Genomic DNA, 17,324 nt, shown 5'->3' with positions numbered 1-17,324 from the left:
CCCCTGGCGGCGGCACACGCGCATACGGTACTACCGTATTCGATCGCCGCCGCCGTTGCCTGCCATGTCTGACAGAACCCGGTGTGCCGCCTTAACTGTGCAAGCTGGTTGGCGCCGCCAGCCCGCCACAAAGAAACTCGATCAGAATCTCCACGTGGTTCCACAGAAGCTGATCCCGCGGCAGCTTGCCTGGAGATATCGGCGCTTGGAGACGAGCGGATATTTCGGCGAGACTATGGAGCATCGCATGGGAACAGACAATCAGGCGCGACCTGAGCACTTCCATAGGGATTTCGGGCAGGATGCGCTGGAGCATTGCAACCAAGGCGGCGGCGTTCCCCCCAAACGACTGCTCGAATATCTCGGCGATCTTCGGGTTGCGGTCCGTATGGAGGCGCGCCAAAAACTGAACATAGCGTGCACCCGCACTGCCCTCTTCAATGATCTTCCTGGCAAGCGGAATGACAAGTATTTCCACAACGCCGCGGAGCGTGACCTGCGGCTGCGCCTGAAGTGAAGCGTACATTTCGCGGCGTTGTGCCATCAACGGCATCATATGGCGTTCCAGCAGCGCGTCCACCACCTTATCCAGTCCGCCGAAGTGATAGTGGAGAATACCGGCGCTAACGCCGGCCGCTGCGTTGATGCTGCGGGCCGACACGCCGTCCACGCCATACCTGGCCATCAGCTCTTCGGCCGCCAGCAGAATGCGTTCCCGGGCCTCGCCTTTTACAGTAGGAGATGTCATCGATTACAAGTAGTACGGGATGCCGCCTGCCCCGCTAGGGGCGATTGGCCAATGACGCCAATACCCCCAGCAAAACGGCGCGGCAGGGCACGACTCAATGAATGTGGCGCCCGATTATACGTTCAGCACTACTGCCGACTCACATACGCTGCGATGAGATGTTGCCGCCATCCACCACGATCTCCGCCGCGGTGATGTAGCTCGCCTCGTCCGACAATAGGAAGCGCGCAACGCGGCCAATCTCCTCCGGCTGTCCCAGTCGGCTGAGGAGAATGCGGCGCTCGAAGGTTCCTGGCGGCAAACTGTCCACAGCGGGCTGGAGCATTGGCGTCAAGATCTGGCCCGGAGAAATCGCGTTGATGCGAATGTTATCGCGCCCAAGGCCGTCCGCCAGCGACCGGATCAGTGACAACATGCCGCCTTTCGCCGCACTGTAGATGGGGTTGATGTGATTGCCCAAGGTGGCATTGATTGACGCGATGCCGACCACCGCAGACCCCGGATTGGCGCGCAGATCCGGCAACAACGCCTGCACCAGCAGTGCAAATGCGCGGAGGTGAACATGGATGCCAGCATCCCATTTTTCCGGAGTGATGCCTTCGAGCGACCCGGTATCGACCGTGCCCGCCGCGTGGAGCAAGCCACCGATCCGGGGCAATACCGCGCGGGTTGCGTTCAGCGCAACCCGCAGCGCGCTGGGATCGCACAGGTCGACGCCAACACCAACCGCCGCAACGCCAAATTCCTTGGCAATCTCCGATGCTCGGTTTTGCGCCTTCTCAGCCTGAATGTCCCACAGCGCAACGTCGCGGCCTACGGCGGCTAGTGCGCGTGCCGAGGCAAGCCCAAGCCCGGACGCTCCACCGGTGACGATCACGGCTGTATTGGGTGACGCGAGTAACGATTTCATTGGGGGTCTCCTGTCAAGATGGTTTGAGTGATCGAATGAATCTGGCAACAAAGACTGATGAGTCAAAGGCGCCGAGCAGCGTGCAATCGGCGACCGTAGCCGGCGAAATTTTGTCTTGACGACGGTCCACGGCGCTTGCTAAATTCCATTCGAACATTTGATTCAATCGAATGCTCAGAAATTCTGGCACACGCCCACGCGAAAGCGCAATAGGCATCGACGAGAACGAAAAAAAACAGGAGACRCGGGAGACCATCATGAACAGACTACGCAAGCGTTTGGCCACGGCGTTGTGCCTGGCCCTAAGTTGTGCCGCAACCGGTATTGGCTGGGCTGCCAGCAACGAGGTGCAGGCTGGCGATACCCCGCCAGTCGTGCCGTTACTGCATGCGCCGGCCGGTGCGCCAAATGTGGTAGTGGTCTTGCTTGACGACGTTGGCTTCGGTGCAGCCTCCACCTTTGGCGGACCGGTCAAGACGCCTGCGATGGATGGCCTGGCCCGTGAGGGCTTGAGCTATAACCGATTTCATACCACTGCAGTATGTTCGCCGACACGCGCCTCGCTACTCACAGGCCGCAATCCCCACGCAGCCGGTGTCGGCGCAGTGCTGAACTCGCCAAGCAGTTATCCGGGTTATCGTGGGGTTCTGCAAAAGGACTCCGCAACAATCGCCGAACTGTTGCGTCAACAGGGCTACAGCACTGCGGCCTTTGGCAAGTGGCATTTGACACCCGATTGGGAAGCATCACCGGTCGGTCCCTTTGACCGTTGGCCGACCGGCCAAGGCTTCGAGAAATTCTATGGGTTTATCGGCGCCGAAACCGATCAGTTCAATCCTTCTCTATACGATGGCACCACGCCAGTCCTAAGGACAGCCTCGAAGGACTACACCCTGAACGAAGACCTGTCGACACGCGCCGTCAACTGGATGCACGCGCAACACTCAATCGCACCCGACAAGCCATTCTTCGTCTACTTCGCCCCAGGTGGCACCCATGCTCCGCTCCAGGCACCCAGGGCATGGATCGAGACATACCGTGGCAAGTTTGACAAGGGCTGGGACGATATGCGGCTGGAGATTCTGGCCCGGCAAAAGTCCCTTGGCGTCGTACCGCAGGATACAAAACTGACTCCGCGGCCGGATGAACTCCCCGCCTGGGAAAGCCTCAGCACAGACCAGAAGCGGGTCGCCGCACGGTTAATGGAAGTCTACGCAGGGTACCTCGCGCATACCGATGCACAGATTGGCCGCCTGGTGCAATCATTGAAGGAGGGCGGCCAGTTTGACAACACGCTGTTCATCTACGTGATGGGGGACAACGGGGGAAGCCTTGAAGGCGGCATCCACGGCGGGGATAGCTACATGGGTAGATTGCAAGGCATGCCAGAGACACCGGCTGCCGATCTGGTGAAGCGCCTCGACAGCCTGGGCGGCCCGGACAGCTATGTGCAGTATCCAGCCGGTTGGGCTTGGGCCATGAGTTCTCCCCTGCCATGGGCCAAGACGGTTGCCTCGCACCTGGGCGGAATTCGTAACGGTATGGTGGTTTCCTGGCCTGCGCGAATCCGGGATCACGGTGGTCTGCGCAGCCAGTTCTCTCATGTGAACGATCTGGCGCCAACCATTCTTGAAGCGGCGGGACTGAAGGCCCCGGCCGATGTCAATGGCGTAAAGCAGCGTCCAATGGACGGCACTAGCCTGCTCTATAGCTTCGCCGATAAAAATGCGCCGGAGAAGCACACTACGCAGTACTTCGAAGTATTCGGCAACCGCTCGATCTATCACGATGGCTGGTTGGCTTCGGCCCGGCACAAGGATCGAGACCCGTGGGCGAGCACATGCCAGGGAAAACGGCTCGCCGACGACACCTGGAGTCTCTTCAACCTGAACGAGGACTTCAGCCAGTCCACCGATCTGGCGGCCAGATTGCCGGAGAAACTCAAGCAGATGCAGGCGTTGTTTCTGGCAGAGGCAGCAAAGAATCAAGTATTACCGTTGCAGGATACGGCCTGCTCCCGCACACCTCTCCCCAACTTGACTGGCAAGCGCACAGAGTTCAGCTACTTCGCGGGAGCGGTGGGCATCCCTGAAGCTGAAGCGCCAGCAATCAAGAACCGCTCGTACAGCATCGTGGCCACGGTGGATATTCCCACGGGCGGCGCCCATGGTGTCATTGCCACCATGGGTGGCACTACCGCGGGTTGGTCCCTTTACCTTGACGATGAGGGCAAGCCGGTCTACGTGCAGAAAGTGTTCGATGTGGCGCGCATGGAGATTACGGGTAGCAAGCCGCTGCAACCGGGGAGGAACGTGGTGCAGTTCGACTTCGCTTACGAGGGAACGGGTTATACCAAGGGCGGCACCGGCACGCTTCAGGTGAACGGCACGGCGGTTGGCAGTGGCCATCTGCCGGTCACCACGCCAGGCTTCTTCTCCGCTGATGAGACCTTTGACGTTGGCATGGATACCGGCTCACCGGCCGGACGTTACACCGTGGGTTATCCGTTTAACGGCGCCATCGAACGAGTGGATATCCTCCTGCGCTGAGCCCCACTCCACCCGGGTCTCGCCGACCACGTCATGGGTAAGGCGAGGCCCGCCAGCAATAGATGGCAGGCCTCTATGCCTTGACCTTCGACGATATCGTGGGCTTCCTGGCACAATTGGGAAAGTAATTGATCCTTTCGGAAAACCCTCACCCTACAGGCTGATTATCATTTCTCCTGCCAAACATCAGGGATTTCCGAATCCATTCTGCGGTATTTCCATGAGGCAATACCGGAGATGTTCTCACCCGGTCGAGCAGGCCTCGCTCGGCGCTGCGGCACTCTTCGAGGATACGGCAATGCCACAGGACGGCATCGAGCCGGTACGTCGGATGTGTAAGCGGATTGTGGCTGGCGGACGAGCAAAGCATAGAGAAGATGGAACGGTTGAATGATGTGGTACACCTRCTCTTCCCTCACACAACCTATTGGTACATCAACCTGTAATGGTGGTGCGGTAAAAGACTAGTCTCCCGCTCCCCAATTAGAGGTTCTCTTGTCTACACACCGCAAATTTCTTCTTTCCACTTCGACCGCAGCAACGCTCCCGCTGCTCACAACAGCTCTGAGTGCTTGTGGTGGCAGTGACGCCGCTGTCACCGATGTTCCGACAATCTCCGACACTGAACTCAAGAGGCAGATGATTGGAAAGCTGACGACGGAACTGACCGATGCGTCGATCGCCAATGTCATTCAGCCTTACCTGATGGACATCGGTTTCACCTGGGATCTACCAACAATTCCGGCGGCACAGGTCGATCGGATTGTTGCCTACAGCTTTGGAAACAGGCCCAACGCTGCCAGTGGAAACACCTCCAGTAATGGCGCCAACCAAGCCGCACTGCCTGATCCTGGCCCTATCAATGAGGCACTCGCAGATGCGGTGTACAAGATCTACCAGATGAAGCCGGTTAAGGTATACGCGCAATGGGAAATTGCACGGTTTCTGACCTCAAAATACCAACTGCCTGACCTCCATTCGGTCGAGCCCGTTATCGCGGCGGATGGCTCTATTACCTACCTGAGTACCGATGGCGTGGCAGCCGCGATTGTCGCGCTTGAGGGTACAGCGACAGCAATGGGTAAAGTGGCCGTCGTTGGTCACCGGGATCATGCGAAGCGATGCATACAGACGTCCAAAGCGCGCGGCATGGACGCTTACGCGGCGCAGGAAGTCGCCCTGCCGTTGAACTATGACCCACAGTCAGGCAGGCCTGGACACGGCGCCGCGATCTCTACCTGGTGCACGACATGTATGCGCAATTTACGACTCTTCGCACGAGTCTGATTGCCGCGAACTATCCCAACGGATAGTGTTCGTAGGCAGATTGGCATCGCCATAGTGGCCAGGCATTCATCGCGTCGCGGACCTGAACGACGAGGCACGGCTAATGTTGTCGATGTGATCACGGACGGCGGCCGGTTTGCCTAAATACGCCCGACACCAAAGGAAGGCGCTCCGCTCTTTGTCGAGCTGGAGCGCTAGAGATAGCCACATTGATCTGTTGCCGGATTCTTACTGGGTGGCTTGATTACCGGCGACGAAGTTACATTGAGCGGCTAGGATGCCCCTTGCGAATGCGGGCGCAGCGGGCCCTACTTGCACGCTGCCATCCAGCGCTACAGCGAAAATCAAGGCGGGGATGACAAGATGAATTGTGCCGGCGCGCCGGAGGCCCATGATAAGGCGGTGGGATTTTTTTTGTCTGCAGTGCGATGAGTGACTTCGGCTTGCCGAGTGCGCCATCACACCGCGGATAAGCTGCGCTACCCGCTAACTCGACCTCGACTGACTTTTCCGACAACCGGCCGGGCCGCTCCCCACAATTTGGATGCCGGCCCGGCGCGACCGTGCGGATCAGAACTCCAGCGGCCTTTGCACGGCGTCGACGCCACCGTCGATGAACACGACATTGCCGTGTAGATATGCTGCCTCGGGTCGGCACAGGAACGCGATCAGCGCGGCTACCTCATCGGGCTGCGCGCGCCGCCCAAGGGGAGGCAGAAAGTCGCGGATGGCATCGCCATAGCGCGGATCCCGCAGGCCAGCCTGGAGCATAGGCGTTTCCACCGCGCCAGGCGCAGTCACATTCAGGCGCACCCCGGCCCGCCCCCAGCTGGCGGCGCGTTGCCGTGCCGCTGCCGCGACGGCGTTCTTCGCGCTCGCATACGCCAGATAGCCCGCCTGGGCGGCCTGCTCACCACCCGCCTCCTGCGCCGCGCGCACCAGGGCGTGCACGCCATCCTCATCGCCCGCCAGGTAGGCGTCGCGCAGCGGGCTGCCTGCCCAGGACTGCAGCGTGGCCGAATTGGACGACACCACCACGGCGCACGGCGCCTTGCCCTGCCGCAATGCCTCGAACAAGCCGTCCAACATGGCTACCACGCCGAAGTAGTTGACCGAGGCGACCAGCGTCGCAGGATCGACATGCGGGCCCAAACCAGCGCAGCAGATCAGCTTGTCGATCCTGCCGCCGGACTGTGACAGCGCGCCATCGATAGCGGCCTCGCGGCCGTGCCGGGTGGAGAGGTCGGCTTGGATCTCGGCATCGCGCAGGTCGATGCCGATGACCCTGTCTCCGTCGGCTAGCAGGCGCCGGCGTACGGCCGCGCCCATGCCGGAGGCCGAGCCGGTGATGATGGTAGTTGTCATGGTGTTCGGTTTCGTGAGTGAAAAAGAGGAAAAAAGAAAAAGGCGAAATCAACGCTGTCTCCCGACCGCTTTTTTGGCCTCTTGCTTGATACTAGTCACCGGCCCGGCAAGCCGCTTCGTCTGAGCAGACTAAGGGGAATCCCGCAACGCCCAGCCGGGGCACCTCTCTGAAGCCGGGAGTCATATTTGCGAGATTTCCTTCGCCGCTCTCGCCGCACCGCGCATGGCACCTTCGATATAGCCGATGCCGGTGCAATCGCCGACTTCATAGACCTTAAAGCCTTCGCTCTCCAACTGCCTGGCAAGCGTCAAGTCACCTGCCGCACCTTTGGCCACGATGACAGTATTCGCATCGACTGCTTGCGCATTGCCTGTCTGGTCGGTGAAGCAAACCTTGTCAGGTTCGATCCGGATGTCCGAGGCACCCGGAAAGAGGCCAAGGTCGTGCTCTTTAAGCTCCGCAAGCAGCCGCATCCGGCGGACGATGGTCAATCCGGCACCAAACCGCGGCGCCTCATCGACGACTGTCACCGATCGTCCGCGCTCGGAGAGGAACTCGGCCAGTTCGAGGCCGACCAGTTCGCCACCGATGATCACAACGCGCTTGCCCAACGGCATCCACTGGCGGGTCGCCTGGCGAACGAAATCAAGATTCGAGGTCAGGCCGCTCGCCGCACCAATCTTTGACGCCATGCGGGTCGCCCACCCGATCTTGCGCGCCAGTTCCTGTGAACCCTCACCGAGCATCAAGCGACGCATGTCGTCTGCGCTCATGACATGCGGCAAGTCGTTTCCTGGTATCGGCGGCAATCCGCGCACCGCGCCGGTTGCAACAACAACGACGTCCGGGGATAGCGTGCGCAGCAGCTCAGGCGTCGCTTGTGTGCGCAGGCGCACGTCGATTCGTGACGATTCAACCTGGTGCCGGAGCCAGTCGAGCAGTGGCTCGTTGGCCTCATAGGCGAGCGCGGCAATGCGCAACGTGCCGCCCAGCTGGTTGGCCTGCTCCAGCAGCGTCACTTGATGCCCGTCCAACCGTAGCCGCCGCGCCGATTCCATGCCACCAGGGCCTGCGCCGATAACCACGACCCGCTTGCCACCCTTCGGCGATTGACGATGCAAATACTCGAAACCGATTTCGGGGTTGACCGCGCAGCGCAGCGGTTTGCCAACGTAGATCGCACTAATGCACGTGTAGCAGTAGATGCAGGGTAGTACGTCATCGGGTCGCCCTTCGGTAAGCTTTCGCGGCAGATGCGGGTCGGCTAGCAACTTTCTCCCCATTGAGACGAAATCGATCGAGCCTTCGGCAATCTTTTCGTCACCCAGCGCGGGCTCGATCCGGCCCGACGCGATGACCGGAATGCTGACCGCTGCCTTGATCCGCGCCGCAAACGGAAGATTGATCCCGGGCTCATGCGGGGTATGCGATGCCGAATGCAACTTCGGCTTCCCCGCGTCATGATAAGCAGTCACGGTAATCGCATTGCCCCCCGCCTCCTCGACCATCTGTGCGGTGCGCACAGCCTCGTCAATCGTGATGCCGCACGGAATGCCTTCCTCGCGCGAGTCGAGTTTGCACCACACAGGGAAATCGGGGCCAACCGCGGTCCGCACGGCCCGAATCACCTCGACCAGGAGACGGACGCGATTTTCCAGCGGGCCACCATATTCATCGGTACGCCGGTTCGTCGTGGGTGAGATGAACGACGACAGGAGATAGCCGTGCCCGCCATGGATCTCGACGCCGTCAAAGCCGGCCCGTCGCGCCCGGATCGCAGCGGCGGCAAATTGCGTGATCAGCGTGTCGATGTCGGCCTTCGTCATGACCTGAATCGTCACGCTGGTGATGCGGCCGAACGGCGCCTCGGCCAACTCTTCGAGCAAGAACGCCTCGGTGAAATCGCCAGTGGGGGGTTCAGGCAGCGAGGGCGCCCACACCGGCCGCCCTGCAAGCATATCCTCCACGCCGATCAACCCGCCATGGTGCAGCTGCGCGGCGATCTTTGCGCCGTGCGCGTGGACGGCTTCGGTCAGCGCGGTCAGGCCAGGAAGGAAGCGATCCTCCGAAATGGCGATCTGGTTCACCTGATTGGCACCGGCCGGCCAAGCCACGCCGGCGACGCCGGTGATGATCAGCCCCGCCCCCCCCTTTGGCCTGCGATTCGTGATAGCGCACGATGCGCTCACCGCATTGGCCATCTGGCTCCGCAAGGCTCGCACCCATCGCGGTCACGACGATGCGGTTGCGTAGTGTCATCGTGCCGATTCGGCCAGGCGCCAACAGGTGGCGATACGATGTGCGACTCATTGACTGGCTCCTGTAATTGCGTCTTGATAGACATACCGGCACCAGCGCCACGGGAGCGCAAGGCGTGCCGTTTATCGCTCCGCATCGATCATCCGATCGGCGCCAGTTGCGCACCGACAAGCGGGCAGAGGGGGAAGCTTCTTTCGTTCACATGGGAATCTGTCATGCGGGCGGAATGCCGCACAAAGTCACGCAGTCGTACCAGGCCGGACGCCGCGGAGAATTCGCATCTGCCGGCGAATCGCGCCCTCGTCTGTAGGAACCAGGCTATAGGCAAGTCCAATGCGGCTAGCCAGCGCAATGATGTCGTCCAGCGACGCGGGCGTCGTGCCTGACTTCTCTACGTAATCGCGGTAGCGTTCAGCCAGCACCTTGTGCCACATGGGCTTGATATTCTCGAGGATGTAGGGAAACACTTCCGCCGTAACGCTTCTTGCCAGGTAGTCCTGACGAAGCCCGGCGAGGCGTTGCCGATACTTCACGGCGAAACACACACACTCTTCGAGATACGCCTCGAAATCGCCTTCGTAACCCGACAAGCTACGCTGCATTTCCTCGAAAAACACGCCATTTTCCACGCCAATCGCGGCCTGGATCAGTTCATTCCGGGTGCCGTAGTAGCGGTAAAGGGTTCTGCGCGAAATGTTGGCGCGCTTGGCCACATCATCCACGGTGAAACCCTCGATACCCATCTCAGCCATGCAGTCGAGCGTGGACCTCAAAATCAAGGCGCGCCCTTGCTCGGGACAGTCTATTCGGCTGGCGTCTCCCCAGCGAAGTTGTCTATTCATTCGGAACTTTGCCTCTCGCAACGTGATGTGCTTTTGATCGGGGTGTGATTCCGGCATTGCCGTGAGCCTTCGCCCAGTATTACACAAAGAGTATTTTTTGTGCCATCATCGTGTCGCATTTTTTATCTTATGTGACATAGTGATCGTACCGATGCAATTGTGTTGCACCCGGAAGCGGACAGCTTGCTGACCGTTGACTCGGCGTACTTCGGCAAGGCTCTTTACCCAAGAGGCTCACCGGAATCGGGAGCGAGGGCGCAGGCAACCAGACGCCCGACAAACATTTAACGTTGGAGGCAAGCCAAATGAGCAACAACAATCCGGCCGAGAATTGGGATACAACGTACGACGTGGTGGTCGTTGGTTCCGGGGCAGGCGCGATGACGGCCGCGCTGCGCGCATACGATCTCGGTTTGACCGTGCTCCTCGTCGAGAAAAGCCCGCACTATGGGGGCACGACGGCTATTTCAGGCGGCGGAATCTGGATCCCTTGCAATGATCAGATCCAATCTCTCGGCGGCAACGACTCCTATGAGGAAGCGGTGGCGTATCTCCGGGATGTCGTAGGGGAAGATTTCGATCTGAACAGAATCCATGCCTATCTCAAGAATGGGCCGGAGATGGTCCAGTATCTCGCCACGCGGGCGCAAACGCATTTCCACGCGGTGCCCCGCTATCCCGACTACTATCCGGACCGCACGGGAGGAAAGCCGGGCTACCGCACCATGGAGCCAGCGGCATTCGACGCGCGCCGGCTCGGCGATGTATTTGACGAACTCCGCGCCCCATCGCCCGCCACCCTGGTGGGCGGGCGCATAGCGCTGACGCAGATCGAAGCCCACACCATCGTAGCGAAGGAGTCCGGCTGGCTCGGCCTGTTGGCACGCCTCGCGTTCCGGTACGCAACGGATTTGCGCTGGCGCTGCCGAACGCGCAGGGACCGCCGGCTGACGCTTGGCAACGCCTTGGTCGCGAGTCTGCGTGCGGCACTCGCACATCGGTCCATACCACTGTGGCTCAACACCCCGATGCGCACGCTCCACGCGCACGATGCCCGCGTGACCGGCGTGGCAGTGGAGCGACAGGGACGCGAGTACAACGTACGCGCGCGATGCGCGGTGGTGCTCGCCTGTGGAGGCTTTGAATCCAGCCAGGAAATGCGCGACCAATACCTGCCGAAGCCCACGCAAGCCGAATGGACAGCCGCCCCGCCCATCAATACCGGAGATGGAATTCGCGCCGGCCTGAAAATCGGCGCGAGCGTTTCGCTGATGGGATACACATGGGGTGTGCCGACGATACGGGTTCCAGGAGAGGAAAAACAACGCGGGCTTTTCATGGAGCGTTCATTGCCGCAATGCGTGCTGGTCAATCGGCTCGGTCGACGATTTGTCAACGAAGCAGCGCCGTACCCGGACATCATCCACGCCATGTATGCCGACAACGCGCAAACAAATGCGAATGTTCCGGCATGGCTGGTGTTCGATGCAGAGTATAGAAAACGCTATCCGTGCGGCGTGCTGCTTCCCGGCAGCATACAGCCTGATTCCAGGATTCCGCATGGCTGGCTGGACAGTGTCATCTATCGCGCCGGGACGCTGGCCGAACTGGCCAAAAAAATCGGCGTCGAACCACGCGGCCTTGCCACGACGGTAGATCAAATGAACGCTTATGCGTCAATTGGCACCGACCATGAGTTCGGCAAGGGAGGCAATATCTTCGATCGCTACTATGGCGACATCACCTCCAAGCCTAACCCGTGTCTGGGTCCGATCGACCGTGCACCTTTCTACGCGCTGCGGATCGATCCCGGTGAGATCGGCACCAAGGGCGGATTGAGCACTGATGCCTACGCCCGCGTCCTCCGCCCCGATGGCAGCGTCATCGAGGGATGCTATGCGATCGGCAATACCTCGGCCGCGGTCATGGGAAAAACCTATCCCGGACCAGGTTCGACTATCGGGCCGGCCATGACCTTTGGCTACATCGCCGCGAATCATATCGCGGCAGAGAAAATCAACGGAAGCAATCCACGCCCTTAGGTAGATTGACGCAGGCTGGAAACCGTCAAATCCGACGTTTCCCGGAACTTGACGACTGAAGGGAAAATGGCGCGCTTACCCCGTGGGATCCGCTCGCAATCCGGCTAACTCTCCTCTCGCCGGCACAGAAACACTTCGAAGCCGCGGTTGGCCGAACCGCTTTGCAGAACCCCCTAAAAGTTACCCATCACTTACATATATCCTGTAGTCCGATTGGACGATGTTGATTCCAGATTCCGCAAATATGCTTAGATCAAGAGACTGGCCCTGACGGTACAACAGGCGTCGGCATCTGCCCATGGTGGGCAGCAGCAAGAGGAGACAGTGATGAGAGCATGGTTGCGGGCGGTTTGTCTGTTTGGGGCCGGTGCTGCCGTGGCCCTGAGCTTTGCATTTGCTGGGGGCCTGCCATCTGCCCGGCTTGGTCTTGATCCGGGGAGTGCGATCAGGCATGACGGACACCTGGCCGGCGAAGAAGCCAATGGTGCTGCGATCATGCAGACGTCTTGCGATGACACCTGCCGGCAGAGCATTGGAGTTGCCGCGGTTGCTCTCCTGAATCACCGCAGCGCACCATAGTGTGCGTTCCATGCCAAGGGGCGCGGTCTGGCCCGTGCCGCCATGTCGGCAAGATGCTGCGCCCTGATGTCCCCGTCACTTTCGCATTGGCGTTAGCGGCCGAAGCAAGCCGCAATTGGCTCCAGCCATTCGCGCTATCGAAGTCCGTCGAGACTACCTGTCTTCGCTCAACGCCGGTTCCACCTTCGGTCGTCCCATTGGCAAACTGGTATCTCCGGCAGCGAGCCAGCCGGCACGCCCGCGTGAGCGCACGCGTGCATTCCGTCGATTGAATTGCTCCGCCGAACAACCTCAATTCGTCGTCAGATTCTCCTCGCAACTACACCCACACTTATCCACGGAGTGACCCATGAGAGCATTAGTCTTCGCATCGACCGCGCTTGCGCTTGCGACAGCAAGCCTGACGTGCGCGCAAGCCGCCCAGCAGGAGAGCGGCACCTTCCCGGGCCGCAACCCCTGGCTGACCGATAGCGTCTATCCCATTTCGCACGACAATCCGGCCGCGACCGATTCCGTCCCGCATGCCGGCCCAACCAAGGGCCGCAGGTTGTCGGCAGACGATGTGAAAACCGTGCCAACCGTCTTTACCTCGAATCCCACGGTGAAGAAGATCGGTGACAAGACGATCATCTTCGCTGCCGGCGTCGAGGGCATCAGCAAGATCGACGCGACCGGCGAGGCCTATGACCTGGTCTCGCTCCTGCCCTACCCTGGAATGGAGAGGCTGGCCACGAATGGCAATAGCGAGAAGATCCGGGCGGCACTGGAGGAAGTCGACGCCGCCCGCCGCGCGAACGATGACACGAAGCTGCTGGCACTGTCGGGGAAGATGGAGGAACTGGGCTTCAAGCGCCAGATGCTGGCCAACGGCGCTTACAACATGATCGACAAGGACGGCGCTCACTATGCAGCCTTTGGCGGCCTGAAGATCCTAAAGTCCACCGATGACAATGATCCGAAGAAGCCGCTGCGCATCGTCAAATTCCAGGACTTCTCGGAGGCATTGCCTGAAGACATGCGCAAATCCGCCATCATCGGCATGGGCATGACCTATACCGGCGATGTTGTTGCCGCCGCGAAAGGCGCGGTGCTCCTGCTGGACCGCGACCTCAATCTCAAGAGCACGCTGCTGCTGCCGGGCGAGGCGATCGAAAACAGCATCTGCATTGACGAGAACAGTGGCATCTATGTGGTCACCTCCAAGCGCATGCTGAAGATCGTCTGGACCGGCACCAGGCTGTCCTATGATGAAGCAGATGGCGGCTGGCAGGCCGACTACAACACCATGAGCAGTGCGCAGGCCATCGCTGCCGGCGCGCTGACGACTTCCGGCGGATCCGGTACCACGCCGACGCTGATGGGCTTCGGCAACGACCCCGACAAGCTGGTTGTGATTGCCGACGGCGATGCAAAGGGAGCCAACCTCGTGGCTTTCTGGCGCGACCAGATTCCGCCCGGGTTCAAGCAGAAGCCGGGCACCAAGTCCGCACGCATCGCTGATCAGATTCCGCTGGAAATCTCCAAGGCCACGGTCGAGCCGTCACCGGAGGTGCTGGGCTATGGCGTCGCCCTGCTGAATAACTCCTATCCGAAGCCCGCGCCCGATATATGGGGCAACGTGGTAACGCCCGGCGTGACCCGGCCCGCCCCGCGTGGGGTAGTCAAGTTCAACTGGAACACTCAGACGAAGTCATTCGAGAAGGCCTGGGTGAACAAGGAGATCGACAACACGGATGTGATGGTCCCTGTCATTTCCGCCAAGAGCAACATGATCTACCTCGCCAACAAGGAAAGCAGCAACTACGAATATGTAGGCCTTGACTGGGATACCGGCACCATCAAGGCCCGCTGGCCGTTCCCGGACGACAGCCGCAAATGGAACGCCTGGGGCGGCATTACCGCATTGCTCGAGGATGGGGACCTTCTGATCGGCGGCATCTTTGCCACGAAGCGGGTAAACGTTGGAGACGGGAAGTAGCAGCGACGTGGGCTGGTTCGCTCCTCTCCTCCATGAATTCTCTCTTCCATGAATTCCATGAAATGGGAAAGAGGAGCGACATCTTAAGTCATCGGCGTTCGCCATTTGCCCTGGCTATATGCCCGGGTGCAACACCCGGCATCAGGAAAACCGCTGCCGCCTCCGGTCCAGAGGCGGCAGCGCCCCCTTCTGCCTACTCTTCAAATACATGATGCAGTGTCGGCGCATCAATTCCCGCGATATTCATCTCGATCACCTTGCGCCCGACGCTGGCCGGCCGTACCGCCTCCGCATCCACATAGAACTGGCTATACCAGTCCCGCATCTGGTAGATGGGCCCATCTCCCTCGCATAAAAGCGGATTGTCGGTGCGGATCTTGGAATCCCAGATTGCCACATCCTCGTAGAACGCATTGCGCGCCTGTTCCACATAGGCGTGCGCAATCGCCTGATTCTGCTCGTCGGAAAGGCCGGGGACCTTCTTTACCAATACGCCATAGCGCAGTTCGAAGCTGTTCATATCGATCGGCACATGGCAGTTGAGCAGAATCGAATGGATCGGCTGACCCTCCATCTGGCCACGCATTTCCGTAATGTGGTACGCCGGACCGAAATAGGTGGATAGCGCAGTCAGGCAATCTCCAGCGGAGAGCCGGGCGCTGCGGCCGACCAGCACTTGCGTAGCCTTGTGGCCCTCGAACAGATTGGCGAAGTAGTCGATCGGCGCCCCGTGCACGGTGTCGAAGTGAGCCATATCGGAGATATTGTCGACCAATTCCCGGCAATTCGTCTGAATCACCATCTTGTCGATCGACCACGCCGACCATTGCTCCGAGAAGCATGCCTCGATGCGTGGGATCGCCACCTCAGGTGGGGGTGCCTTGCCTTGGGGATCGTGCCAGATGAAGAGCAGATTGTTCTGCTCACAAGTATCCCAGCTGCCGATGCGCGCCTTCGGAGGCACTCGCTTGCAGTAAGGAATCGACTTGCAGACACCATCACCGCCCCACTGCCAACCATGGAAGGGGCACACCAACTGGTCGCCTTGCACGGTACCTGTACTCAGGTCCGCGCCCATATGCGGGCAATAGCTGTCAATGATGCGAATGGTGCCGACGGAGTCGGCGAAGGCCGCAAGGCGTTGGCCGAAAATGTTCAGCGTGTGCGGCTTCCCGTCCCGGTAATCCGCGGCCGGTCCGAGGCAATGCCAGCCGCGCGCATACCGCGATTCCAGCGGCCGGGATTCAATTTTGTAGCCAGGTGCAGCCATGTCCCCTCCTTTTGATTTAGCACGTTCCACAGTACATAGCCCAGGACCATGCCTCATCGTCTCTTCAGACTAGACAGCGAAGGACGCGCGCAGTAGCCGTGGTCAATCAAAGCGAGGTCCTGAGATGGCACACATAGATACCGCAGTAGTCCGGGAAGACGATGCCAAGCAGCTGTATTATCACCACCATCGGATAGTCGGCGGCTCATCCTCTACCGTTTAAGGTGGACGACATCGCCGAGCCAAGCCGGGAATCAACACAGTGAATTCATCGCATGCCGCAAACAGATTGCGGGACGCTACGAAAAAAATTAGGAAATACCATGAAACGCCGAGCGCTTATCTCGGGATTACTGGCAACTGGAGTTGCCGGCGCGGCTGGACTGCTGAGCGCAAAATACGTCAGGGGTTTTTCTTCGGCAGGCCAGTTCAAGGGGCCCGTGATAGGCGATGGCGTGACCGGCCCCAAAGGCATGGTCTGGGTCCCAGGGGGCGCGTTCTTGATGGGCAGTTCATCCAAGCAGGCACTTCCCAGCGAAGGACCGGCCCACCGCGTTCAGGTCAGCGGGTTCTGGATGGACCGTTTCGATGTGACAAATGCCGATTTCAGGCGCTTCACTGAAACCACTCGGTACGTCACGACAGCTGAGCAGAAACCAAGGTGGGAGGACATAAGGCCGCAACTGCCGGCTGGCACGCCAGAGCCAGATCCCGGAACGCTTGTCCCCGGCAGCATGGTATTTTTCGGCACGAGCGAGCCCGTCGAACTGGGCGATTGGTCGCGCTGGTGGAGATATGTGCCTGGGGCTGATTGGCGGCATCCGCTCGGCCCCCAAAGCAATCTGGCGGATAAAGAGGATCATCCTGTGGTGCAGGTGTCGTACGTTGACGCGCTGAACTACGCCCGTTGGGCTGGAAAGCGCCTGCCGACCGAAGTGCAGTGGGAGTTCGCTGCGCGAGGTGGCCTCGAGCAAGCAGACTACGCCTGGGGAGACGAATTGACCCCCAACGGCAAAAAGATGGCCAATACGTGGGACGACCGGGCGCGTCAATTTCCGGTTGTCAGCCGCAATGAAAAGATCCAGGTTGGCACATTGCCGGTTGGCAACTTCGCGCCGAACGGCTATGGCATCTACGATATGGCCGGCAATGTCTGGCAATGGACGGCTGACTGGTATCGCTCCGACGCGTTCGCCATCGAGGCCCGCAAAGGACAGGTGTCCGATCCCCAGGGACCCGTCGACTCCTATGACCCTGACGATGCGGGGGCACCCGTCGACGCCCCCAAGCGAGTCATACGGGGCGGCTCTTTTTTGTGCAGCGAGACGTATTGCACCAGCTACCGGGTCAGCGCAAGGAGAGGGTCAGACCCGTTTAGCGCCATGTCGCATCTTGGCTTCCGCACGATCATGACCCAACAGGACTGGCTTGCCCGGAAATCAGGGACCGCGATGCCACCTGATCGATGAAATCCGCACGGGAGCGGTAACTCAA

At 60.1% G+C, this 17,324-nt stretch carries 10 protein-coding genes and 1 pseudogene; 5 read left to right on the top strand and 6 right to left on the bottom strand.

Translation table 11 applies throughout. The annotated features are described in order from the left end of the window. Positions 1-91: 91 nt before the first annotated feature. Together AC1DQR_RS29505 and AC1DQR_RS29500 are read right to left on the bottom strand one after the other, a co-directional pair. Positions 92-748: a TetR/AcrR family transcriptional regulator gene (locus AC1DQR_RS29505; RefSeq protein ID WP_477134266.1), complete on the bottom strand. Its 657-nt coding sequence runs from the start codon at positions 746-748 to the stop codon at positions 92-94. A gap of 139 nt (positions 749-887) precedes the next feature. Continuing rightward, a complete protein-coding gene (locus AC1DQR_RS29500) occupies positions 888-1,658 on the bottom strand; it encodes an SDR family NAD(P)-dependent oxidoreductase (RefSeq protein WP_416052987.1) in 771 nt (256 codons plus the stop codon). Positions 1,659-1,915: 257 nt separating this feature from the next. On the opposite strand from AC1DQR_RS29500, the gene AC1DQR_RS29495 reads away from it, so the two are divergent. Both AC1DQR_RS29495 and AC1DQR_RS29490 read left to right on the top strand, forming a co-directional pair. Further along, positions 1,916-4,207, top strand: a complete 2,292-nt coding sequence (locus AC1DQR_RS29495) for an arylsulfatase (RefSeq protein ID WP_477134265.1) — start codon at positions 1,916-1,918, stop codon at positions 4,205-4,207. 495 nt (positions 4,208-4,702) lie between these two features. Then, positions 4,703-5,520, top strand: a pseudogene (locus tag AC1DQR_RS29490) (hypothetical protein). Positions 5,521-6,064: 544 nt separating this feature from the next. On the opposite strand, the gene AC1DQR_RS29485 reads toward AC1DQR_RS29490, so the two are convergent. The 3 genes from AC1DQR_RS29485 to AC1DQR_RS29475 form a co-directional block, all read right to left on the bottom strand. Then, the gene (locus tag AC1DQR_RS29485; RefSeq protein WP_416052990.1) at positions 6,065-6,859 is read right to left on the bottom strand and encodes an SDR family oxidoreductase; all 795 of its coding nucleotides are present in this window, start codon (positions 6,857-6,859) and stop codon (positions 6,065-6,067) included. Between the two features lie 180 nt (positions 6,860-7,039). Next, entirely contained in the window at positions 7,040-9,061 is a 2,022-nt protein-coding gene (locus AC1DQR_RS29480) for an oxidoreductase (RefSeq protein ID WP_477134264.1), read from the bottom strand. Positions 9,062-9,358: 297 nt separating this feature from the next. Next, positions 9,359-9,961, bottom strand: a complete 603-nt coding sequence (locus AC1DQR_RS29475; protein ID WP_416052992.1) for a TetR/AcrR family transcriptional regulator — start codon at positions 9,959-9,961, stop codon at positions 9,359-9,361. A 305-nt stretch (positions 9,962-10,266) separates the two neighbouring features. Here AC1DQR_RS29475 and AC1DQR_RS29470 point away from each other — a divergent pair, with 305 nt between their 5' ends. Both AC1DQR_RS29470 and AC1DQR_RS29465 read left to right on the top strand, forming a co-directional pair. Next, entirely contained in the window at positions 10,267-12,003 is a 1,737-nt protein-coding gene (locus tag AC1DQR_RS29470) for an FAD-binding protein (protein WP_477134263.1), read from the top strand. A gap of 1,141 nt (positions 12,004-13,144) precedes the next feature. Beyond that, a complete protein-coding gene (locus AC1DQR_RS29465) occupies positions 13,145-14,560 on the top strand; it encodes a hypothetical protein (RefSeq protein ID WP_416052994.1) in 1,416 nt (471 codons plus the stop codon). Positions 14,561-14,753: 193 nt separating this feature from the next. On the opposite strand, the gene AC1DQR_RS29460 is transcribed toward AC1DQR_RS29465, so the two are convergent. Further along, positions 14,754-15,830 (bottom strand): 3-ketosteroid-9-alpha-monooxygenase, oxygenase component, encoded by a 1,077-nt coding sequence (locus tag AC1DQR_RS29460; RefSeq protein ID WP_416052995.1) that lies wholly within the window; start codon positions 15,828-15,830, stop codon positions 14,754-14,756. 323 nt (positions 15,831-16,153) lie between these two features. On the opposite strand from AC1DQR_RS29460, the gene AC1DQR_RS29455 reads away from it, so the two are divergent. Next, a complete protein-coding gene (locus AC1DQR_RS29455) occupies positions 16,154-17,299 on the top strand; it encodes a formylglycine-generating enzyme family protein (protein WP_477134262.1) in 1,146 nt (381 codons plus the stop codon). Positions 17,300-17,324: the final 25 nt, after the last annotated feature.

The organism is Cupriavidus sp. 05L411 (assembly GCF_056398045.1).
Note: the sequence above shows the minus strand (reverse complement) of the source record. Positions and strands in the feature narration are given on the sequence as shown.

Bases quoted from the DNA above. Each gene is read 5' to 3' on its own strand.
- AC1DQR_RS29460 (WP_416052995.1), bottom strand. From the start codon at position 15,830: ATGGCTGCACCTGGCTACAAAATTGAATCCCGGCCGCTGGAATCGCGG.
- AC1DQR_RS29455 (WP_477134262.1), top strand. From the start codon at position 16,154: ATGAAACGCCGAGCGCTTATCTCGGGATTACTGGCAACTGGAGTTGCC.
- AC1DQR_RS29500 (WP_416052987.1), bottom strand. From the start codon at position 1,658: ATGAAATCGTTACTCGCGTCACCCAATACAGCCGTGATCGTCACCGGT.
- AC1DQR_RS29480 (WP_477134264.1), bottom strand. From the start codon at position 9,061: ATGGCCAATGCGGTGAGCGCATCGTGCGCTATCACGAATCGCAGGCCA.
- AC1DQR_RS29470 (WP_477134263.1), top strand. From the start codon at position 10,267: ATGAGCAACAACAATCCGGCCGAGAATTGGGATACAACGTACGACGTG.
- AC1DQR_RS29475 (WP_416052992.1), bottom strand. From the start codon at position 9,961: ATGAATAGACAACTTCGCTGGGGAGACGCCAGCCGAATAGACTGTCCC.
- AC1DQR_RS29485 (WP_416052990.1), bottom strand. From the start codon at position 6,859: ATGACAACTACCATCATCACCGGCTCGGCCTCCGGCATGGGCGCGGCC.
- AC1DQR_RS29505 (WP_477134266.1), bottom strand. From the start codon at position 748: ATGACATCTCCTACTGTAAAAGGCGAGGCCCGGGAACGCATTCTGCTG.
- AC1DQR_RS29495 (WP_477134265.1), top strand. From the start codon at position 1,916: ATGAACAGACTACGCAAGCGTTTGGCCACGGCGTTGTGCCTGGCCCTA.